Origin of the sequence: Pseudonocardia sp. Ae717_Ps2 (genome assembly GCF_001932475.1) — a bacterium.
GTDB lineage: Bacteria > Actinomycetota > Actinomycetes > Mycobacteriales > Pseudonocardiaceae > Pseudonocardia.
In genome coordinates this window covers 1,465,505-1,485,473 of record NZ_MCIS01000001.1, presented here as the reverse complement: position 1 = coordinate 1,485,473, position 19,969 = coordinate 1,465,505, and the positions used below count along the sequence as shown (strand labels likewise).

Here is a 19,969-nt window from a genome sequence, read left to right as displayed (position 1 = left end):
CCGGCCCCGCCGGCCGGGAGCCGGACGGGGGTCGCCACGCGCGACCACCGTCAGCCCGGCCGGGTCGTCGCCGGTCAGGGCCAGGTCACCGGACCGGTCGGTGCGTGCGACGACGACGCCCGCCCCGGCCAGCCGGTCCACCAGCTCCGGGTTGGGGTGCCGGTAGCTGTTGCCGTTGCCGACGCTGATCACCGCCGCACGCGGCGCGACGGCGGTGATCAGGTCCGGGACCACCTTGCGGGACCCGTGGTGGGGCATCTTCAGGACCTCGGCCCGCAGGTCGACCCCGGAGTGGAGCAGGTCGTCCTGGGCCGCCAGTTCGGCGTCGCCGGTCAGCAGGATCGTCGCGGCCGGGGTGGTGGCGCGCAGCAGCAGCGAGATGTCGTTCACCGCCGTCCCGTCGCCGCCGTCGACCGTCAGGGGCGGGTGGACCGGGCCGAGGACCTGCAGGCGCAGCTCCGGCCACCCCAGCTCCATCCCGCGAACGAGCCCCACCACCGGAGCCCCGGCCCGCTCGGCGTGCCGGGTGATCTCGCGCAGCCCCGACGCCGGTTCCCGCACCGGCCCGACGGCGATCCCGCCCGCGGCCCGACCGCGCAGCGCGCCGGCGAGGCCGCCGTCGTGGTCGGCGTGGAAGTGGGTGATCACCACGAGCTCCAGGACCCGGACCCCGAGCCGGTCCAGGCAGGTGTCGACGGCGTCGTCCGTCGGCCCGGTGTCGACCAGGACGGCGTGCCCCGGGGTGCCGGTGGCGAGGACGAGCGCGTCGCCCTGACCCACGTCGCAGGCCACCATCCGCCACCCGGTGGGCGGCCAGCCGGGCGGGGCGAACCGGGTCGGGACGAGGACGACGAGGAGCCCGACCAGCAGCGCCAGCAACAGCGCCCGCAGGCGCGGCACCCGGCCCATCGCCAGCAGCACGACGAGCACCCCGGTGAGCAGCAGCGCGCCGCCCGCGCCCGCGGGCCACGGCACCGTGGCACCGGGCACCGCGGCGGCCCGGTCCCCGACCACGACCAGCCACCACACGAACGGCCCCGCCAGCCAGGCGCAGCACCACGCTGCGGCCGGGCTCACCGCGGACAGCACCGCACCGAGCACGCCCAGCACCGTCGCGGGGGCGACCGCGGGCGCCGCGAGCAGGTTCGCCACCACGGTGACCAGCCCGACTCCCCCGTTGAGCCCGGCGATCACCGGCGCGGTGGCCAGCGCCGCGGCGACCGGGACGACCAGCGCCTCGGCCGGCCCGGACGGCAGCCCGCGCCGTCGCAGCGCCGCCGTCCACCCCGGCCCGAGCAGCACCAGCGCACCGGTGGCGACGACGGACAGCACGAAACCCGCGTCGACGGCCAGGGCGGGGACGGCCAGCAGCAGGCCGAGCACGGCCACTGCCAGCGCGGGCACCGCGGACCGCGCCCGGCCGGCGGCGAACGCGATGAGCACGACCCCGCCCATCACCGCCGCACGCAGCACCGACGGCGACGGCCGGGCCAGCACGACGAACCCGACCAGGGCGACCATCGCCACCGCGGCCGCGATCCGCGGGTCGGTCCGGAACAGGCGCAGCAGGAGCAGCACCGCCCCGGTCACGATCGCGACGTTGGCGCCGGAGACGGCCGTGAGGTGCGCGAGCCCCGCGGTCCGGAAGTCCTGCTCGGTCTCGGCGAGCTGGGCGCGGGTGTCCCCGATCGCGAGCCCGGGCAGCAGCCCCGCCGGTGCCTCGGGCAGTGCGGCGACCGCCGCGTCGCGCAGGCCGTCGCGCAGGGCCCCGGCCCCGGTCTGCCACCACGGCGGCGCGGTCACGTCCTGCGGTGCGCCGCGGACCTTCAGCACGGCGACCGTGAGGTCGGGACGCTGTGCGGGCATGAGCAGCCCGGCGGCGGAGACCTCCTGACCGGGGAGCAGCCCGGTCCACTCCGCTGCCGGGGCCAGGAGCAGGAGCTTCCCGCCGGTGGTCGCCCGACCGCCACCGACGGTGGCCGTGACGAGCTCGGTGGGGACCAGCGCCATCGCCCGGGCGGCGCCGGACTCGTCGCCACCACCGGTGGTGCTGCGCAGGATCCGGGGGTCGTCGGTGAGCCGGACGCGGACCTCGGCGGCGGCGCCGCGGTCGGCGGGCCCGCGCAGCGGGTGCGACGCCAGCGCGGCCGCGTGGACGGTGCCCAGGACGGCCGCGACGAGCGCGCACCCGGCCGCGGCGAGCACGATCGAGGACGGCGCCGCGGCGCGGGCGCTGGTCCGGGCACGGAGCAGCGTGACCGTCAGGGCGAGCGCCGCGAGGACGGCGGCGGTGATCCCGCCCGCGGTGCCGCCGAGCAGCCCGGCGAGGACGGCGGCCCAGGTGGCGAGCGCGGCCGGGACGAGGCGCAGGTCGGGTGGGGCGGGACGTTCCTGCTGCTCCGCACGCTCGTCGTCGCGCTCCCCGGGCACCGGTTCGGGCCGGCGGGCTCCGGCGCGGGTCACACCCGCACCAGTTCCTGGAGCTGGGCGAAACGGCGCTCGCCGATGCCGTCGATCTCGCGCAGCTGCTCGACCCGGCTGAAGCGCCCGTTGGCGCTGCGCCAGTCGATGATCTTCTTCGCGGTGACCGGGCCGACGCCGGGCAGGGCGTCGAGGTCCGAGAGGGTGGCGGTGTTCAGGTCGATCTTCCCGCCGGGTGCGGCGGGTGCGGCGGCCGCGCCCGGTTCGGCGCCCGACGCCGGCTCGGAGCCCGGGGCGGGCAGGACCGGGGCGGCGTCGGGCGCCGGTGGGACGCCGACCGCGATCTGCTCCCCGTCGCCGAGGCGGCGGGCCAGGTTCAGCGCGCCGAGGTCGACCTCGGGCAGCGCGCCGCCCGCGGCGTCGAGGGCGTCGGCGACGCGTGCGCCGTCGGGGACCCGGACGAGACCGGGCCGGGCGACCCGCCCGACGACGCTCACGACGAGCGGCCCCGCGGTGACCGGTGCCGCCGCGACGGGCGCCGGCCCACCAGGACCCGCGGACCGGTCCGTCTCCCCCGTCGCCGCCCCACCGGGCACCGCCGTCACCTCGGGCAGGCCGCCGACGGGCTGCACGGTGGGACGGTCGAGCCACACCCCCACCCCGGCGACCAGCGCCCCGGCGAGCACCACCGCCACCAGCGCGAGCGCACCGGGGCGGCCCGGGTCCACCCGCGCCCCGGCCAGCGACGGCGGCAGCCACCGCTGGGCTCGGCGGCGCAGCCACGACGGCCGCCCGCCGTGCGGGACGTCGTCGCCGAGCTCCTCGGACGGTGCGGGGTCGTCCCGGGCCAGCAGGGCCAGGGGGTGGCCGGCATCGGGGTCGGCGGTCCACACCGGTGCCGGCTCCTCCGGCGCGACGGGGCCGGTCGCTCCGCGGTGCGTGGCGGAGGGATCGGCGGTCCACACCGGTTCCGGCCCGTGCGGGGCGGCGGAATCGGGCCGGCCCGGTGTCGCGCCGTGCAGGGTGGCGGGGTCGTGCCGGAGGGGCGTCGCACCGGGCCAGGTGCCGGGCCGGGACGCGGACGGCGCCGCCACGGGCGGCCCGGCAGCGCGGTGGGCGCGCGGCGGGGGCGGCCCGACGGCGCCCGGTCCGTGGGCGGGCGGTGATCCGGGACGTGGTCCGGACGCGCCGGGAGCCACCGGCAGCGCGGGCAACGGGACGGTCGGGGGATCGAGCCGGTCCGCGACCGCGTCCACCCGCCCGCGCGTCCCGATCCCGGCGAGCCGCCGGGCCGGGTCGAGGGAGGCGTCGGTCCTGGTCACGCACCCGACGCTAGGTGCGCCACCCCCGTTCCGACCGGCCGATGCCGGGCCTGTGGACGGATCGATCGATTGGGGACCGATGCGCTGCCGTGGGCCACGGCGCGGCCGGATCGTCGGCGGTCCGTGCTACACACCGGCGGGGCCTGTCGGCCCGGGGCGAGAGCCGGGCATGTCGGCGTCACCCGGAGCATCCGACGGCCTCGCGCGACGACCCGAGAGATCATCGCCCGGCGGTCAGACGGCGGGCACCACCACGATCCCCACCAGACCGGCTCCCACGTGCGCCCCAATCACCGCGCCGACCTCGGAGACGTGCACCTCGGCGGCGTCGGGCAGCTGTTCGCGCAGCCGGTCGGCGATGTCCTCGGCCCGGTCCTCGGCGCCGAGGTGGTGCACGGCGAGGTGTGCGCCCGGACCCGCCTCGGCGACGGCGAGCGCGACGAGCCGTTCGGTCGCGCGCGAGGTCGTCCGCACCTTCTCCAGCGGCGCGATCCGGCCGTCGCGCAGGTGCAGGATCGGCTTGACCGACAGGGCCGTGCCCATCAGCGCGGACGCGGCGCCGATCCGGCCGCCGCGGCGCAGCCGCTCCAGGTCCTGCACCGCGAACAAGACCCGTGCCCGTGCGGCGACGGCGCCGGCCACGGCCTCGACGTCGTCGGCGGTGGCGCCGGCTCCGGCGGCGTCGGCGGCGGCGAGCACGGCGAAGCCGAGGCCCATCGCGATGGCACCGGAGTCGACGACCCGGATCCGGTCCGGGGCGACCTCCTGCGCGGCGAGCCGGGCCGCGTCCCAGGTGCCGGACAGCGCGCGCGACAGGTGCACGGCCACGACGGCGGGGACGCCGTCGTCGAGCAGGGCGGTGAAGCGCTCGGCGAACGCGGCCGGGGTCGGGCGCGAGGTCTGCACGAGCAGGGTGCGGTCGGCGAGCGCGACGATCAGCTCGGCGGCGGAGACGTCGACACCGTCGCGGGCGGTGCGCTCGCCGAGCCGGACCTCCAGCGGGACGACGTGGATGCCGCGCCGTTCCGCGACGCCGGGCGGCAGGTGTGCGGTGGAGTCGGTGACCACGGCGACCGGCGAGGGGGGCACGGCCGGACCCTATCCACCCGGCGGGCGGAACAGCGGTGCCAGTGCCCGCTGCGCGGCGAGGTAGCGGCCGTGCGCGTCGTCCAGGCGGCCGCGGGTGCGCGGGTCGGGGGTGAACTCGCGGTCGACCCGCACCATCCGTCCGGCGAGCTCACCGACCGAGGCGGCCCGGCCGGTCGCGAGCGCGGCGAGCATCGCCGCGCCGAGCACCCCGGCGTCGCGTTCGGCGGTGCGGCGCAGCGGCCGGTCCAGCACGTCGGCCTTGATCTGGCACCAGAGGTCGCTCGCCGCGCCACCGCCACAGGCGGCGATGGTCTCGGGGCGGCGGCCGGCGGCCGACTCCAGCGGGCCCAGGACGTGCCGGGCGGCGTGCGCGACCCCCTCCAGCACGGCGCGGCCCAGCTCGGCGGACCCGGTGGCGAAGCTCGCGCCGAGCCAGTGCCCGCGCAGGTCGGGGTCCCACAGCGGGGCCCGTTCCCCGGCGAGCTGGGGCAGGAACAGCACCCGCCCCGGTTCGGCATCGGCGGCCCGGGCCAGCAGCTCGGCCGGTGCGACGCCCAGCACCGCGGACGCCCAGGTCAGCGCGTCGCCGCCGGCCTGGGTGGGTCCTGCGTGCACGTGCAGCCCGCGCCACGGCGGGAACGTGACGATCCCCGGGGCGCCGCCGCCGGGCGCCGCGGCGAGGGCCAGGACCTCCGAGGTGCCCGCGATGTCGATCGCGTCGCCGGGGGCGGCGATCCCGCCGCCGAGCAGCGCCGCCCAGGCGTCCATCGTCCCGACGGCGACGGGCAGCCCGGCCGGGAGCCCGCCCGCGCCGGTGGTCTCCCCCGCGACCGACGCCGGGTCGGCCAGGGGCGCCGGCATCGAGCGCAACCCGGGGACGAGCAGGTCGAGCCACTCCGGGTACCGGCCGTCGGGGTCGAGGAGTCCGGTCGAGGAGAGCGGATCGGCCACTGCGGTGCCGGTGAGGCGTTCGAGCAGCCAGTCCTTGGGCGCGAGCACCCTGCGCGCGCGGGCCCACGCGTCGGGCCGGTGTTCGGCGAGCCAGGCGGCGCGGGCGGCCGCGTGCGAGGCGTCGACGGAGCCGGTCCCACCGCGGCGCCGGGCCCGGTCCGCGGACGACAGCCGGTCGGTGAGCGTCGCCGCGACCGCGCCGCACCGACCGTCCTGCCAGGTGATCGCCGGGTGCACCGGCGCGCCGGCCCCGTCGACGAACAGGTGGGTGTCGACCTGGGCGCACAGCCCGACGGCGGTCACCCCGGCCAGTGCCGGGCCGAGCGCGCCGACCACCTCCGTCAGCCCGGACCACCAGTCGTCCGGGTGCTGCTCGGCGTGGCCGGGCGCGGGACGCGCGGTCGGGTGCGTGGCGCGGGCCGCGGCGACGCGGACGCCGTCGTCGTCGAAGACCGCCGCCTTGACCGAGGTGGTGCCCAGGTCGATGCCGAGCAGGGTCACGGCCGGGCCACCGTGGGCTCCAGGAGCCCGGCCAGCGCCTCCCCGACGGCGGAGTGTCCCGCCCAGCCCCAGTGCAGGCCGTCCGGGTTGCCGTGTCCGCCGAGGACGTGCTCGCCGACCAGCGCGGGCACGTCGAGCACGGTCACGGCCGGGGTGCCGGCCGCCCAGCGGCGGACCGCGGCGTCGGTGGCGGCGCGGTGCGGGTGGGCCAGGCCGTAGTCGGCGGCGCGGTGCACCGACGGGGCCAGCGCCACCACCGGCAGCCCGGGCCGCAGCGCGTGCACCCCGGCCCGGCAGCGTTCCAGGTAGGCGGCCGTGAGACGAGGCGGCAGCGTCGCCGGTCCCCCGCCGGGCAGCCGCGCCAGCACCGGGGCGATCCGCGGCTGGGCACGCCGGTAGGCGGTGCGGACGGTGTGCCGCAGCGGGGCGGGGCGCAGCACCGGGATCAGCTCGCGCAGCGCCGTCGGCAGCAGGGACGGCAGGGAGTCCATCCCGGACACCCCGAGCACGACCGCGCCGACCCGCGGCAGCGCCGCCCACACCCGTGGGTCCCCGCTGATCGCCGACCAGGCGTGCCGGGCGGTCCACCCGGCCCGGGCGACGATCTCGGCACGACCCCCGAGCCGGGCGGCGGCGACGTTGGGCCACAGCCGCGGCTCGTCGGCCGGGCAGGGTCGCTCGGGTCCGTGGAAGGCCAGCGAGTCGCCGACGACCAGCAGGTCAGGCACCGATGTTGTACCCCGCCAGGCGCCAGCGGGGGTGGTCGTCACGACGGGCGACGACGGCCCAGCGCGTGTTGCCCAGCCCGCCGATCACCGGCCAGGACGACTGCGGGAGGTCGAGCAGCCCGCACACCATCCCGGCGATCATGCCGCCGTGCGCGACGAGCAGCACCGAGCGGTCCTCCGGGTCGGCGGCGTACTCCAGGTCCAGCTCCTCGACGACCGGCAGCGACCGGACGACGACGTCGACCCGGGACTCGCCGCCGGGCGGGGTGAACCGCGGGTCGGACCGCCACTCGGCGATCGCGCCCGGGTCGTCGACGCCGATCTCGTCGATCGTGCGCCCCTGCCAGTCCCCGAGGTGGGTCTCCCGCAGCCGCTTGTCCACCGACAGCGGCAGCCCGACGGCCTCGGCCACCGCGGTCGCGGTGTCGTGGGCGCGGGTCAGGTCCGAGGTGATGATCCGGTCGAACCGCTCCTGCGCGAGCCGCGGCGCGACGGCCGCGGCCTGCGCGCGGCCGACGTCGGTCAGCCGGGTGTCGAGATGTCCCTGCATCCGGCCGACGGAGTTGTACTCGGTCTGCCCGTGCCGCAGCAGGGTGACCCGGCGCAGCGTCATGCAGTGCCGTCCGGGTCGCCCTGGGGGTCGGGCACCTCGATCGCCGGGCAGTCCTTCCAGAGCCGGTCCAGGCCGTAGAAGCCGCGCTGCTCGGTGTGCATGACGTGCACGACGATGTCGCTGAAGTCCAGCAGCACCCAGCCGTTGTCGTTGTCGCCCTCGCGCCGGGTCGGCTTGCTGCCGCGCTCGCGCAGCTTCTCCTCGACCTCGTCGACGATGGCCTGGACCTGACGCTCGTTGGCCGCCGACGCCAGCACGAAGCAGTCGGTCAGCGCGAGCTGGTCGGACACGTCGAGCGCGACGATGTCGACGGCCTTCTTGTCGGCCGCGGCGGCCGCGGCCACCTTCGCCAGCTCGACCGCCTCCGGTGATGCCGTCACCACACTGTTCCCTTCACGACCACGATTGACCTCGACAGTGTGTCAGCCGGGCACCGGGGACTTGGGCGGCGGGCACCGGGCGGGATAGGTTTCCGCCTCACGGTGGAACGTCGAAGGAGACTCCCCATGCCCCTGGCGCCCGATCTCGAGGGCACGCAGTGCGAGCCGGTCAGCTTCGCGTGGGCACGGGACGACGTGCTCCTGTACGCGATCGCCGTCGGAGCGGGGGGTGAGGACCCCACCGCCGAGCTGTCGCTGACCACGGAGAACACCGCGGGCGTGCGGACGGCGGTGCTGCCGTCGTTCGCGGAGATCGTCACCGCGGGCGCGAAGGTCGACCTGGGCGAGGTGGACGCCGCCCGTGTCGTGCACGCCGAGCAGGCCTTCCGGGTGGTCGCGCCGCTGCCGGTGGAAGGACGGGTCCGGGTGACCGCGACGGTCACCGAGGTGCTGGACAAGGGGTCCGGGGCGCTGGTGCGCACCGAGGCCGATGCCGTCGACGCGAGCACCGGGGAACTGGTGCTGACCAGCAGGAAGACGTTGTTCCTCGGCGGGGAGGGCGGCTTCGGCGGCACCCGCGGGGACAGCGTGCCGAGCCCGGTTCCCGACCGCGCGCCCGACCACGAGGTGACCTACCGGACCACGCCGGGCCAGGCGCTGCTGTACCGGCTCACCGGGGACCGCAACCCGCTGCACAGCGACCCGGCGTTCGCCGCGAAGGGCGGGTTCGACCAGCCGATCCTGCACGGCATGTGCACCTACGGGTTCACCACCCGCGCGCTGGTCGCGACCGTCTGCGGCGGCGCCCCCCGCCGCCTCCTCGCGATGGACGCCCGGTTCACCCGGCCGGTCGTGCCCGGGCAGTCGCTCACCGTCTCGGTGTGGGACACCGGCGGCGGCACGGTCGCGTTCCGGACCGCCGTCGACGGCGAGGTGGTGCTGGACCGCGGCAGCGCGGAGATCAGCACGGAGAGCACCGCGTCGTCGCCGGCCGCCTGAGCGCTCAGGACGGCGCCGCGGTCACACTCGGCGGCGCCGGGTACCCCGGGTGGTCCCGCCCGCCCCGACGAGCCAGGGCGGACAGCGCGTCGAGCGCCGCCAGCTGCGGGTAGCTGCGCTCCGGGTCGTCCCGGTGCGGCCACCGGTGGTCCAGCTGGCGGAAGGTCACCGCGCGATGCAGGGTGATGCCGAAGAAGCGGGGGTTGTCGCGCACGAACCGGGCGTAGGCGTCCCGGAGGCCGGGATCGCGGTCCAGCTCGGTGCGGACGAACCGGTCGACGTCGGTGCCGATCTCGTGGACGTACTCCCCGCACGGCGCCACCACGAACGGCACCACCCACGCCTCGGGCACGCCGAACAGCTCGCGCACGGCACGCTGGCGGTGCCCGGCGTTCTCGCTGCGCGACATCCACGCGGCGACGACGGCGCGGCGGCGCGGGCTCAGCCGGCCGAGGACCGCAGCCGGCGGCCAGGGGAACGACACCCGGAACGGGATGTGGACCGGATCGCCGTCGACGTGCACGTCGTGGTCGGCGACGCCGCCGCCGGAGTCCTGGACGAGCTGGGCTGACACCGCACCCCACGGGGCGAGGACGTGCATCGCGGCGTGCGCGTCCCGGCGTACGGGCTGGGGCACCGCGCGGAGCAGCAGCCCGGCCACCGACGGGGTGGGGACAGCGATCACGAGGGGCACCGTAGCCCGATCGGCGCAGCTCGGCGTCACCGACGGCCGATTATCGCGCTGCGTCGTCACCCTTTCGGCGCTGCGTGACCGGCAACCGGTAGAGCGCGGCCACCGGTTCGCGGCCGTCCGGGAACCGCCACCCGGCGGGTGCCGTACCGGTGCGGAGCCAGCCCACGGACCGGTAGAGGCGTTCGGCCGGGACGGACTCGACGACGTCGAGCACCCCGTCGCGGCCGCGGGCCGCGAGTTCGGCGGTGATCCCGTCCAGCAGGGCACGGGCGTGGCCGGCCCGGCGGACGGCCGGGTCGACGAACACCCGGGTCAGCCGCAGCGCTCGGGGTTCGTGGTCGTCGGTCAGCAGGGCGGCGTGCCCCGCGACCCGCCCGCCGTGACGACCAACGCGGTGACCAGCCCCGGCGGGGACAGGAACGCCACCGGGTCGGCCGGCCAGGTCGACGGGTACCGGTCGGTGTCGTGCACGGCGCGCAGCACGGTGACGCAGGCGGGCAGGTCGTCGTCGGTGCGGGGGCGCGGGGCAGGTGGCACGACGGGGGTCACGACCGGCGACCGTACCGCCGCGTCCGGGCCCGGCCGGGTCAGCGCGGGGTCACCCCGGCCGGGTAGACGGCGTCGACCTCGACCTCCACCAGCCAGCCCGGGACCGGCAGGCTCGCCACCTCCAGCGCGAACCGGCTGGGCCGGGCGGGGTTGCGCACCAGCGGCGCGGCGGGCGCGGCCGTCCCGGTCGGGACCAGCACCGTCTCCCCGGTGGTCAGGTCGGTGTTGGCGAAGTACTGGCGGTAGGCGCGGTTCCAGCCGGCGTAGTCGGCGCGGGTCGTGCCGGGCGCGTTGTCGAGGAACACCCGCATCGAGGTGACGTCGTCGAGGCGCAGGCCCCGGGCCTCGAGGTTCTCCTTGATCCTGGCCAGCACGTTCATGCCCTGGGCCTCGGTGATCGTGACCCCGGCGGGGAGGGTGCCGCCGGGGAACTGGCCGGCGTCGACGTAGGCCTGCGGGGTGCCGTCCGCGGCCGCGGGGTTCGCCGCGGCCGGGCCGAGGCCGCTGGACTTGTACAGCGACGCCCCGCTCACCAGGCTCACCCCCTCGGCGATCATCGGGTTGGCCTCGCCTGCCTCCAGCACGGGCAGGGCGGGCGGGCCGGGCTCGGCGGCGTCGGGCGCGGCGCCGGCGCAGCCGGTGGCCAGCGCGGCGGTGACGGACAGGGCGATCAGGGCGGGAACGGGACGTCGCATCGTGACTCCTCGGGGGAACGGGGGTGGGGTCAGGCGCCGCCGGCGACCCGGGCGTGCAGCGCCGAGACCGTCGAGCGGGCGGAGGTGAACGCGCCGTGCTGCCAGGCGATGGCGTGCGAGAGGTGGTCACCGGCGAACCAGATGCGGCCGGCGGGCTGGGTGAGCAGCCGGTACTCCGGGCTCGTGGCCTCCCAGCTCGCCCAGGCCGACTCCGACCAGCGGGTCACCGCCCACGAGCCGGAGAACGACGACGCGATGTCGGAGCGGTACTTCTCGCCGTGGATCGCGGCGCCCTCGTCCAGGGCCTTCGCGAGCCGCTGGCGGTGGGTCAGGGACTCGAAGGCCCGCTGCCGCTTGCCGGAGCTGTAGTAGCCGACGACGACGCCCCGGTCGGCGTGGAAGTGGTCGTAGGGGAACATGATCTGGGCGATGTCGCGGTCGGTGTTGCTGGCGCCGCCGTAGATCCGCTCGTCGGTCTCCCACCAGCGGCGGGTGTACTCGATGCCGAGCTTGCCCGAGGAGCTGGGCTTCGCCGCGCGCTGCGCGGCCAGCACGGCGGCGGGCAGGTTGGTGTCGAGCCGGGTCACCAGGTGCGGCGGCAGGGTGCAGACGACCTCGTCGGCCACCAGCCGTTCGACCGGGCCGCCCGCGGCCGGGACGACGTCGACGGTCACCCCGTCCGGCGTGTTGTGCAGCCCGGTGACGGCCGTGCCGTAGCGGATCCGGTCCGCGCCGATCCGTTCGGCGAGCGCGTAATGGATCCGGTCCATCCCGCCGACCGGGGTGAACATCATCGTGGCCTGGTCGTACTCGTAGTCGAAGGCGAAGTTCCGGCCGAGTCCGCTGCGGATCACCGAGGAAATCGGGTACGGAACCGTGGGGGTGCCCGCGTCGGTCCCCGCGCCGGGCTCACGGGCGTAGCCGCGCCGCGGGGAGCCGAGGTAGCGGCCGTCGGAGGACAGGTCGCCCAGCGAGACGAGGAACTCCGAGAGCGCCTCCTTGTCCGCGGCGCTCAGGACGTCGTCGAGCGCGCCGCGCGCGGTGGCCTTGTGGAGCAGCTCGGAGACGTAGCCGAAGGTGTCGGCCTTCGCCGCGCGGTAGGTGACCGAGGTTCCGGCCAGCGCCCCCGCGTCGGTGTAGTTGACGACGGTGTTGGCGTTCTGGTTGCCGAACGGCTGGATCTCCACCCCGAGCTCGCGGCAGTAGTCCAGCGTGACGTGGCTCTGCGGGATCCGGGTCGCGCCCAGGTTGAAGAAGTGTCCTGGCGCGAACGTGCAGCGTTGCGTCTCGCCGTTCAGGTCGGCCTCCTCGGTGCCCGCACGCACCGACCAGACCCGCCCACCGGGCCGGGTGCGGGCCTCGACGACGGACACGTCGTAGCCGACCTTGCCGAGCTCGTGGGCCGCGGCGAGCCCGGCGGGCCCCGCGCCGAGGACGAGGACGCGGCGGCCGGCCGCGGCGGCGTCGCGCGACGGTGGCGTCCAGGCCGGGTCGTCGCCGGCGCGCGGGGCGAGCCCGATGGTCGCCATGGCCTCGTACGCGGCGCCGGCCCCACCGGCCAGCCCCAGCGCCCTGATGAACGTTCTGCGGGTCACGGTCACAGCGGTGATACTCGGAACCGGCGGCGACGGTCGCGGGTCGCCGGCGCTGCGTTCACGGCAACCGGACCGGGAAGACCGGCGGCGGGTTCCCATCGCGGGTTCGACGTCCGACGCGCGGGCGCAACACCCGGGCAACAGCGCGGTCCTAGCGTCGCCGTCCGTGTCCGACCTCGACAGGGCCATCGCGCGGTCCTTCTCCCCCGGCCACACCCAGCTGCGGGCAGAGTCGCCGATGGCACCGCTCGGGCGGCGCCGGATGGGCGCGACCGAGCTGGTCGCGCAGTCGGTGGCGACGACCGCGCCCGCCGCGTCGATGGCGATGCTGCCCCTGGTCGTGGGCCGGCTCGCCGACCCGCTGTCCGGGCTGCTCGTCATCGTCGGCGCCACGGTCGCGGTGACGATGGTGGCGCTCTGCCTCGGGCAGTTCACCCGACGCCAGGCCGCCGCGGGCGGTGTCTACAGCTTCGTCTACCAGGGGCTCGGTGCCCGGGCCGCGCTCGTGACGGCCGTCGTGATCGGGGCGAAGTACCTGGGCAGCGCCGCGATCACGCTCTACGCCGGCGGCCGGGCCCTGACCGCGCTCGCCGGGGCGGCCGGGGTCGACGTGAGCGGGGCCGGCGCGCAGGTGCTGCTGCACCTGGTGGTCGCGGTGGGGATCGCGACGGTGCTCGTGCGGGGGCCGCGGGTCGCCGCCCTCACCCTGCTCGGGGTGGAGATCGGCTCGCTGTTGCTCGTCGTCGCGGTGCTGCTGGTCCCCGCTCCGCACCTCGCCGCCCCGGTCCCGGCCGGGCCGGTGCCGGACCTGCTCGCCGTCGCGCTGATGGCGATGTTCATGCTCGCCGGCTTCGAGTCGGCGACCTTCTTCGGCCCGGAGACGCGACGTCCGCTGGTCACGGTGACCCGGGTGGTCCTCTGGACCCCGCTGCTGTGCGGGGCGCTGCTGTCGTTCGCGGCCTGGGCGAGCTGGACCGGCCGCGCCACGACCCTGGTCGCGATCCTGTCCGACCCCGGGGCGTCGGGCGCGCCGACCGCGCTGGTGGTGGCGTTGCACGCCGGTCTGGCCTGCTCCTACCTGGCCTCGGCCGCGGCCTCGGCGCACGCGGCGTCACGGGTCGCGTTCTCCCTCGGGGTGGAGCGGCTGCTGCCGCGTGCCCTCGCGACGGTGCACCGGCGGTGGCGCACACCGCACCGTGCCGTCGTCGGGATCGTGGCCGTGGTCCTGCTCGGCGGGCTGCTCGCCGACCTGGCCCCGGCCGGGACGGACGCGGTGCGCCACCTGGTGCGGGCGCTCGTCACCCTCATGTACGTGCTGGTCGCGGTCGCGGCCGTCGCGTTCCTGCTGCGCATCCGGGAGCACACCCGCCCGGTGCTCGTGCTGGGGTGCACGGTCGCGGTGCTCGGCGGCGCCCTGCTGGTGCTGCGGCTGCCCGGTCTGCTCGACACCCCCGAGGGGACCGGCGCCGCGGTGGCCCTCGCGGTCTGCTGCGCGGTGGGACCGGTGTGGTGGCGGTTCCTGCGACGTCACCCGGACCGGCTGGCGAGGATCGGGGTGTTCGACCAGCCCGGCAGCGACGACGTCCTGCCCGGGGCCGGCGACTTCGTCCCGGACGCCTCGGGGACGCCGCGGCTGGTCCGGCGGAGCCCGCGAGCCGGGGACCCGCCGTGAGCGAGCCGGGCGCCGCGAGCCGGGCCCTGGAGCTGCTGGAGGCGGTGGCGAGGATCGGGCCGGGCGCGACGGCGCGCGAGCTGTCGCGCACGACGGGCATCCCGTCCGCGACGGCGTACCGGCTGCTCAACGTGCTCGTCGCCGACGGCTACCTGGTCCGGATCAGCGACCTGTCCGGGTTCGCGCTGGGGCGCCGCACCCGGGAGCTGGCCGGCGCGGCCGAGGGACCGCCGCAGCTGGCCGAGGTCGTCGCCGGGATCCGCGGCCGGGTCCGGTTCGGGTTGTTCGTCGCCGACTGGCCCGCGGGCACGCTTCGGCTGGTCGACCGCGACCCGGACCACGAGCTGCCCGGGGAGCGGACGCTGCTCGCCCACCCGCACGCCTCGGCCATGGGGAAGATCATGCTGGCCGCGCAGCCGGAGCTCGTCCCCGACCGGCCGCGGGCGCTGACCCGGCACACCGTGACCGCCGGGGCCGCGCTGGCCGCGGAGCTGCGGACGGTGGCGCGCACGGGGGTGGCCACCGAGGTCGACGAACTGCGGTCCGGCCGCTCGTCGGTCGCGGTCGCGGTGCGCGACGCGGCGGGCGGGGTCGTCGCCTGTCTCGCCGCGCTCGGCCCGACCGGGCGGCTGCCGGTCACCGACCCGGACCTGACAGCGCTGCTGCGCGCGGGGGCCGACCGGATCGGCGGTCTCACGGGCGCGCGGGCACCGGGTCAGCGCGGCCGCAGGACGTAGCCGGTGTAGCCGTACTCGGTGCCGAACCGCTCCCGGACGGCGATCTCGCCGCCCACCTCGTCCAGCGCCGCCGGGTCGACGCCGTCCTCGCGCAGGGTGGCGATCCGGCGGGCCAGCGGGCGGTAGTAGGCGTCCCAGTCGGAGTCGGGGAGCAGGTAGACCGCCTGGACCGTGTACCCGGCGCGCTGCGCGGCGGCGACGTTCTCCGCGGTCGTCCGCATCCCCGGGTAGCCCGCGTCCCAGAACTCCCGAGCGCCGGGCGACGGCTCGGTGGTCGTCCACTCGGCCTCGGTGAGGACCACCACCCCGCCCGGGGCGAGCAGCCGCCGCCAGCCGGCGAGCGCCGCGTCGAACCCCATGACGTAGGCGGCACCCTCGGACCAGACGAGGTCGGTCTCGCCGTCGGGCAGCGGCAGGTCGTCCATCGCGGCGACGAGGGGGCGCACCCGTCCCCCCAGCCCGGACGTCGCCGCGCGGCTGCGCAGCCGCTGGAGGAAGGGTTCGTGCAGGTCGACGGCCACGACCTCGCCGCCGGTCGCCGCCGCCAGCGGCAGCGTCGCCGGACCGGTCCCGCAGCCGATGTCGACGATCCGCGGACGCTCCGGCAGGTCCCCGGCCAGGCGCAGCAGCAGTGCCGTCGTCTCCTCCGATCCCGGCGCTTCGCGGGGCAGGTCGTCGTGGGCGGCCCAGAAGACCTGCTCCAGCGGTGTGCTCACGTCCGCGCATGATGCCCGCACCGGGCCGCCACCGCACCACCGATACGTGTGCATGATGGGGTGGTGCACGTCGACACGTTCCTCCTGGCGATCCCCCCGCTCGCGATCTACTTCCTGTGCGCGGGTGTGGTCGGTGTCGAGAGCATCGGGGTGCCGCTGCCCGGTGAGATCGTGCTCGTCGGCGCGGCCCTGCTGGCCGCCCGCCCCGGCTCGCCCATCGACCCGGTGGCCGTCGCGGCGTCGGCGACGGCGGGGGCGATCGTCGGCGACTCGATCGGCTACTCGGTGGGCCGTCGCTACGGCACCGGTCTGCTCGACCGGCTCGGCCGCCGGTTCCCCAGGCACCTGGGTCCGGCGCACATGACCGTGGCCCGGCGGATCTTCGACCGGCACGGGGTCTGGGCGGTGCTGTTCGGCCGCTTCGTGGCGATCCTGCGCATCCTCGCGGGCCCGCTGGCCGGGACGATGAAGATGCACTACCCGAAGTTCCTCGCCGCGAACGCGACCGGCGCGGTGCTGTGGGCGGGCGGCACGGTCGCCCTGATCTACCTGCTCGGGATCGTCGCCGAGACGTGGCTGAAGCGGTTCTCCTGGATCGGGCTGATCGTCGCCGTGGTCGGCGGGCTGCTGGTCTCGCGGTACGTGCGGCACCGGGTCGAGCGGGCCGCCGCGCAGGAGGAGACGGCGCCGTGAGCCCCGCCGTCGGGCCGGGCGGGCGGACGCCGTCGGCGAGCCGACCGGTCCGGGCCGCGACCTGCTGACGGGACGGATCGCTCAGCGCAGCGCGTGAGCGGTGTAGGTGACCGCGCCGAAGGTCCGCGAGTCGAGCAGCGGCAGGTGCTCGGTGGACCATCCGTCCGGGAACAGCCGCCGGCCCGCACCCTGGACGACGGGATGGTGGAACAGCCGGATCTCGTCGACGAGCCCGGCCGCGATCAGCGTGTGGCACAGCGTGATGCTGCCGGTGCAGACGATGTCGGCGCCCGGCCGATCCTTCAGTGCCGCGACCTCGGTGACCGGGTCCCCGGACAGGACGGTCGAGTTCTCCCACTCCGGGTCGGTCAGCCTCGACGACACCACGTACTTGTCGACCTGGTTCAGGTAGTCGGTGATGCCGGTGGTGTCGTCGGTCCGGGCGGGCCAGAAGCCGCGGAAGTCGCAGAACGTGCGGCGCCCGAGCAGCGTCGCGTCGGAGGCGGCGTCCTGGCGGTGCAGCTCGGCGAGAACCTCGTCCTGGCCGTCGGCGGTGGGGTCGAACCAGTCGCCGAGGAACTCCACGGCGCCGTCGAGGGTGATGTTCTGGGTGATCGCGAGGGTGCGCACGGGAGATGCCTCCACGGTCGTCGGTGCGTAGACACCAGGGTCGACCGCGGAGGCGTCCCGAACTCGTCGGTCGCCGCCGGCTCAGCCCTCGACGACGGTGATCGCCGCCGCCGGGCAGCCGTGCGCGGCGTTGCGCACGGCCTGCTCCTGACCGTCCGGCGGGGTGTCGGTGAGCAGCTCGACGACGGCGTCGGAGTCGCGCTGGTCGAACACGTCCGGGGCGGTGAGCAGGCACTGCCCCGACCCGACACAGGCGTGCTGGTCGACCTCGACCTTCATCGCGGGTACCTCCCTCACCAGCGGACCGGCAGGCTCCGGACCCCGCCGGTGATGTGGTCGGTGCGCACGTCGAGCTCGTCCATGCCGACGGCGAGCTCCAGGTCCGGCAGCCGGCGGGCGAGCGTGGCGAACACCGCGCGCAGCTCGGTGCGGGCCAGGCTCGCGCCGATGCAGAAGTGCGGCCCGTGCCCGAAGCCGACGTGCCCGCGCTCGGCGCGGTCGGGGTCGAAGGTCTCGGCGTGGTCGAAGACGTCGACGTCGCGGTTGGCGGCGTTGACCGAGAGGATCACCGCGTCGCCGCGCGCGATGGTGACCCCGGCGACCTCCACGTCTTCATGGGCGTAGCGCAGCAGCCCCAGGTCACCGGGCGCCCCGAGGCGCATGACCTCCTCGATGACGGCGTCGACCCGGCCCTCGGGGTCGGCGGCGAGCTTGTCCCACTCGTGCCGGTTGCCCATGAGGAACAGCATGCCCAGCCCGATCCGGTTCACGGTGGTCTCGTGCCCGGCGAACAGCAGCCCGACGCAGAGCCGGATCATCTGGTCGTAGCCGAAGGTCGGGTCGGCGGCCTGGGCCGCGACGAGGTCGCTGATGACGTCCTCGCCGGGCTCGGCGCGCTTGCCCTCGGCGAGCCCGGCCATGTAGCGGCCGAACTCCTCGCGGGCGGCATGGGCGTCGTCGCCGGAGTAGGTCGCCATCCGGTCGGACAGCCCGCGGAAGTACTCGCCGTCGGACTCGGGGACCCCGAGCAGCGAGCAGATCACCGCGACCGGCAGCGGGAAGGCGAGGTGGGCGTGCAGGTCGACCACGCCGTCGGCGGACGCGTCGTGGTCGGCGACCATCGCGTCGACGTAGCCGTCGACGAGCTCCTGCACGTGCCCGGACAGCCGGCGCATGCGCTTGGCGGAGAACGCCGGGGTGAGCAGCCGGCGCATCCGGCCGTGCTCCTGCTCCTCGGTCTCGTAGGTACCGGTCGGCCCGTCCTGGACGGCCGCGGTGCTGATCCTCGACGCCTTCTCCGGTTCCGGGTGCGACCGGCCGAACCGCTTGTCGCCCAGCAGCTCGCGGACCTCGGCGAACCGGGTCACCAGCCACGCCGGGTCGCCGGCCGGGGTGGTCACCGGCGCGATCGGCACCTCACGGCGCAGGACCTCGTAGAAGGGCGCGAGGTCGAGCAGGTTCGGTCGGGTGAACGGCAAGCGGGGACGCTCGGCGGCGAGGGTCATCGACACTCCTGGGGTCGTGGTGGTGACCCCAGCCTACGATTTACTGGCAGTATCTGCCACGAATGTGCCCGGAGTGCACCGGACCGTCCCCGAACGGGCGGGTCGAGGACGGCCCGGGCCCGCGGTCACGCCGGGCTGTCGAGCAGCTCCTGCAGGTACTGGTCGATCTGCGGCATGTAGGTGGGCGCGACACCGAACAGGGCGAGGTGCCCGAGCAGGTCGTCGACGACGCGGATCGTCGCGTGCGGGGTCAGCTCCAGCTCGGCCTCGTGGTCGCGGACCGGGAAGAACATGTCCTCGTTGATCGGGATGACCCGGGTGACGGCCTCGTTGCGACCGAGTGCCTCGGCGAGGTTCCCGCCGGTGTGGCGGGCGACGTCGCCGCGCTGCCACTTCCACGCCATGCAGAGCAGGTCGTTGGGGTCCATCGCGGTGAAGTACGGCTCCAGGAAGCGCGCCATGAAGGCCTCCTTGGAGTCGAACTCCAGGGCGCGCCAGACCTCCTGCTTCCAGAACTCGGTGGAGAAGCCCATGACCGCCCAGATGCCGGCGTGGCGCCGCAGCCCGGCCTCGACGTCGGCGTTGCTCGCGTAGTTCCCGCCGTTCCAGCCCGGGTCGGAGGTGATCGCCTCGACCAGGGCCTTCGTGTAGAGGAAGTCGTGCGGGGTGTTCTGCGCGGTCCCGGCGATCGGCGCGGCACGGCGCACCTTGTCCGGGAACCGCACCATCCACTCGTAGGTCTGCTGCGCACCCATCGATCCGCCGACGACGAGCGCGAGCCGGTCGACCCCGTAGTGCTCGCGCAGCAGCTGCTCCTGGGCGCGGACGTCGTCGCCGATCCGGACGTGCGGGAAGTTCGACATCGCGATGCCGGCGTTCGCGCCCGAGGCGTTGTGCGGGCTGGTCGACAGACCGTTGCCGATCTGGTTGACCACGACGATGAAGTACCGCTCCGGGTTCAACGCGTGGTCCGGGCCGATGTAGACGTCGCGGAAGATCTGGTGCGTCCCCGAGTACCAGGTCGTCACCAGGATCGCGTTGTCCTTCGCCGCGTTCAGCGTGCCGAAGGTGGCGACCGCGAGCTGCAGGTCGGGGATCACCCCGCCCTCCTCCAGCGCGAACTCGCCGACGCTGATCAGCTCGTAGTCGCCATGGAACTCGTGGGTGTAGAAGGGATTCTCGATCGCGGCCGGCTGCGCTGTCGTCACGGTCGTCACTGCTCTGTCACGCTCCTGCTCCGTCGAAGACGCGGACCGGAGCGACTCTTCACCTTTGTGACGCGCGGCACAAGATCCCGTCCGGGCGGGGATCAGCTCCAGGCGACGACGAGCACCAGCATCGTCACGACGATGCCGAGCCCCAGCATCATCATCAGCAGCCAGGCCCCGGCGTTCGGTGGCGGCTCGGCGGGCGCCGGACCGGTGCTGCGGCGCAGCTCGGCGAGCTGGGCGCGGTCGAGGATCGGCATGGTCAGGTCAT

The 19,969-nt window shown here is 75.8% G+C and carries 21 protein-coding genes and 1 pseudogene; 4 read left to right on the top strand and 18 right to left on the bottom strand.

What is annotated here, in order from left to right; genetic code table 11:
• Positions 1–243 precede the first annotated feature (243 nt).
• The 7 genes and pseudogenes from Ae717Ps2_RS40255 to rsfS form a co-directional block, all read right to left on the bottom strand.
• Positions 244–1,866 (bottom strand): annotated as a pseudogene (locus Ae717Ps2_RS40255) (ComEC/Rec2 family competence protein); the annotation flags it as partial.
• 593 nt (positions 1,867–2,459) lie between these two features.
• The gene (locus Ae717Ps2_RS40250; RefSeq protein ID WP_337819493.1) at positions 2,460–3,743 is read right to left on the bottom strand and encodes a helix-hairpin-helix domain-containing protein; all 1,284 of its coding nucleotides are present in this window, start codon (positions 3,741–3,743) and stop codon (positions 2,460–2,462) included.
• Positions 3,744–3,977: 234 nt separating this feature from the next.
• Complete coding sequence (locus tag Ae717Ps2_RS07160) at positions 3,978–4,832, bottom strand: DegV family protein (RefSeq protein ID WP_075311352.1); 855 nt, start codon at positions 4,830–4,832, stop codon at positions 3,978–3,980.
• 9 nt (positions 4,833–4,841) lie between these two features.
• The gene (locus Ae717Ps2_RS07155) at positions 4,842–6,284 is read right to left on the bottom strand and encodes an FGGY-family carbohydrate kinase (RefSeq protein WP_139318972.1); all 1,443 of its coding nucleotides are present in this window, start codon (positions 6,282–6,284) and stop codon (positions 4,842–4,844) included.
• On the bottom strand, positions 6,281–7,012 hold the full coding sequence (octT, locus tag Ae717Ps2_RS35985; protein ID WP_139318971.1) for a diglucosylglycerate octanoyltransferase: 732 nt from the start codon (positions 7,010–7,012) through the stop codon (positions 6,281–6,283). The genes Ae717Ps2_RS07155 and octT overlap by 4 nt, the downstream gene beginning before the upstream one ends.
• Positions 7,005–7,625, bottom strand: coding sequence for a histidine phosphatase family protein (locus Ae717Ps2_RS07145; RefSeq protein WP_075311350.1), 621 nt, complete (start codon positions 7,623–7,625; stop codon positions 7,005–7,007). Before Ae717Ps2_RS07145 ends, octT begins: the two co-directional genes overlap by 8 nt.
• Positions 7,622–8,005: a ribosome silencing factor gene (rsfS, locus tag Ae717Ps2_RS07140; RefSeq protein WP_020625811.1), complete on the bottom strand. Its 384-nt coding sequence runs from the start codon at positions 8,003–8,005 to the stop codon at positions 7,622–7,624. The genes Ae717Ps2_RS07145 and rsfS overlap by 4 nt, the downstream gene beginning before the upstream one ends.
• Positions 8,006–8,131: 126 nt before the next feature.
• On the opposite strand from rsfS, the gene Ae717Ps2_RS07135 reads away from it, so the two are divergent.
• Positions 8,132–9,004, top strand: a complete 873-nt coding sequence (locus tag Ae717Ps2_RS07135; RefSeq protein WP_075311348.1) for a MaoC family dehydratase — start codon at positions 8,132–8,134, stop codon at positions 9,002–9,004.
• 4 nt (positions 9,005–9,008) lie between these two features.
• Here Ae717Ps2_RS07135 and Ae717Ps2_RS07130 read toward each other — a convergent pair whose 3' ends face one another.
• From Ae717Ps2_RS07130 to Ae717Ps2_RS07115, 5 genes are read right to left on the bottom strand one after another with little or no spacing between them, the layout of a single operon-like run.
• Positions 9,009–9,689, bottom strand: coding sequence for a hypothetical protein (locus Ae717Ps2_RS07130; RefSeq protein ID WP_075311346.1), 681 nt, complete (start codon positions 9,687–9,689; stop codon positions 9,009–9,011).
• Between the two features lie 49 nt (positions 9,690–9,738).
• Complete coding sequence (locus tag Ae717Ps2_RS07125) at positions 9,739–10,047, bottom strand: N-acetyltransferase (RefSeq protein ID WP_233147740.1); 309 nt, start codon at positions 10,045–10,047, stop codon at positions 9,739–9,741.
• Positions 10,044–10,247 (bottom strand): hypothetical protein, encoded by a 204-nt coding sequence (locus tag Ae717Ps2_RS38880; protein WP_233147476.1) that lies wholly within the window; start codon positions 10,245–10,247, stop codon positions 10,044–10,046. Before Ae717Ps2_RS38880 ends, Ae717Ps2_RS07125 begins: the two co-directional genes overlap by 4 nt.
• A 38-nt stretch (positions 10,248–10,285) precedes the next feature.
• Positions 10,286–10,942 carry a Rid family hydrolase gene (locus Ae717Ps2_RS07120; RefSeq protein WP_075311344.1) on the bottom strand — a complete coding sequence of 219 codons (657 nt, stop codon included), beginning with the start codon at positions 10,940–10,942 and terminating at the stop codon, positions 10,286–10,288.
• A 29-nt stretch (positions 10,943–10,971) separates the two neighbouring features.
• Positions 10,972–12,537, bottom strand: a complete 1,566-nt coding sequence (locus Ae717Ps2_RS07115) for an FAD-dependent oxidoreductase (protein ID WP_198932145.1) — start codon at positions 12,535–12,537, stop codon at positions 10,972–10,974.
• Positions 12,538–12,703: 166 nt separating this feature from the next.
• On the opposite strand from Ae717Ps2_RS07115, the gene Ae717Ps2_RS07110 reads away from it, so the two are divergent.
• Together Ae717Ps2_RS07110 and Ae717Ps2_RS07105 are read left to right on the top strand one after the other, a co-directional pair.
• Positions 12,704–14,209 (top strand): APC family permease, encoded by a 1,506-nt coding sequence (locus Ae717Ps2_RS07110; protein ID WP_020627098.1) that lies wholly within the window; start codon positions 12,704–12,706, stop codon positions 14,207–14,209.
• Positions 14,206–14,946, top strand: coding sequence for an IclR family transcriptional regulator (locus Ae717Ps2_RS07105; protein WP_020627097.1), 741 nt, complete (start codon positions 14,206–14,208; stop codon positions 14,944–14,946). The genes Ae717Ps2_RS07110 and Ae717Ps2_RS07105 overlap by 4 nt, the downstream gene beginning before the upstream one ends.
• Here the strand turns inward: Ae717Ps2_RS07105 and Ae717Ps2_RS07100 are convergent.
• Positions 14,925–15,662 (bottom strand): class I SAM-dependent methyltransferase, encoded by a 738-nt coding sequence (locus tag Ae717Ps2_RS07100; RefSeq protein WP_075333153.1) that lies wholly within the window; start codon positions 15,660–15,662, stop codon positions 14,925–14,927. The two genes, Ae717Ps2_RS07105 and Ae717Ps2_RS07100, sit on opposite strands and share 22 nt — an antisense overlap.
• A 63-nt stretch (positions 15,663–15,725) precedes the next feature.
• On the opposite strand from Ae717Ps2_RS07100, the gene Ae717Ps2_RS07095 reads away from it, so the two are divergent.
• Positions 15,726–16,355, top strand: coding sequence for a DedA family protein (locus Ae717Ps2_RS07095; RefSeq protein ID WP_075313040.1), 630 nt, complete (start codon positions 15,726–15,728; stop codon positions 16,353–16,355).
• A gap of 81 nt (positions 16,356–16,436) precedes the next feature.
• On the opposite strand, the gene Ae717Ps2_RS07090 is transcribed toward Ae717Ps2_RS07095, so the two are convergent.
• The 5 genes from Ae717Ps2_RS07090 to Ae717Ps2_RS37240 all read right to left on the bottom strand — a co-directional run bounded on the left by Ae717Ps2_RS07090 (position 16,437) and on the right by Ae717Ps2_RS37240 (position 19,958).
• A complete protein-coding gene (locus Ae717Ps2_RS07090) occupies positions 16,437–16,985 on the bottom strand; it encodes a dihydrofolate reductase family protein (RefSeq protein ID WP_075311341.1) in 549 nt (182 codons plus the stop codon).
• An 81-nt stretch (positions 16,986–17,066) separates the two neighbouring features.
• Positions 17,067–17,282 (bottom strand): ferredoxin, encoded by a 216-nt coding sequence (locus Ae717Ps2_RS07085; RefSeq protein WP_369804827.1) that lies wholly within the window; start codon positions 17,280–17,282, stop codon positions 17,067–17,069.
• Positions 17,279–18,490: a cytochrome P450 gene (locus Ae717Ps2_RS07080; RefSeq protein WP_075334193.1), complete on the bottom strand. Its 1,212-nt coding sequence runs from the start codon at positions 18,488–18,490 to the stop codon at positions 17,279–17,281. The genes Ae717Ps2_RS07085 and Ae717Ps2_RS07080 overlap by 4 nt, the downstream gene beginning before the upstream one ends.
• Before the next feature lie 125 nt (positions 18,491–18,615).
• Complete coding sequence (locus Ae717Ps2_RS07075; protein WP_233147475.1) at positions 18,616–19,698, bottom strand: alpha/beta fold hydrolase; 1,083 nt, start codon at positions 19,696–19,698, stop codon at positions 18,616–18,618.
• A gap of 101 nt (positions 19,699–19,799) precedes the next feature.
• Positions 19,800–19,958 (bottom strand): hypothetical protein, encoded by a 159-nt coding sequence (locus Ae717Ps2_RS37240; protein ID WP_158071467.1) that lies wholly within the window; start codon positions 19,956–19,958, stop codon positions 19,800–19,802.
• Positions 19,959–19,969 lie beyond the last annotated feature (11 nt).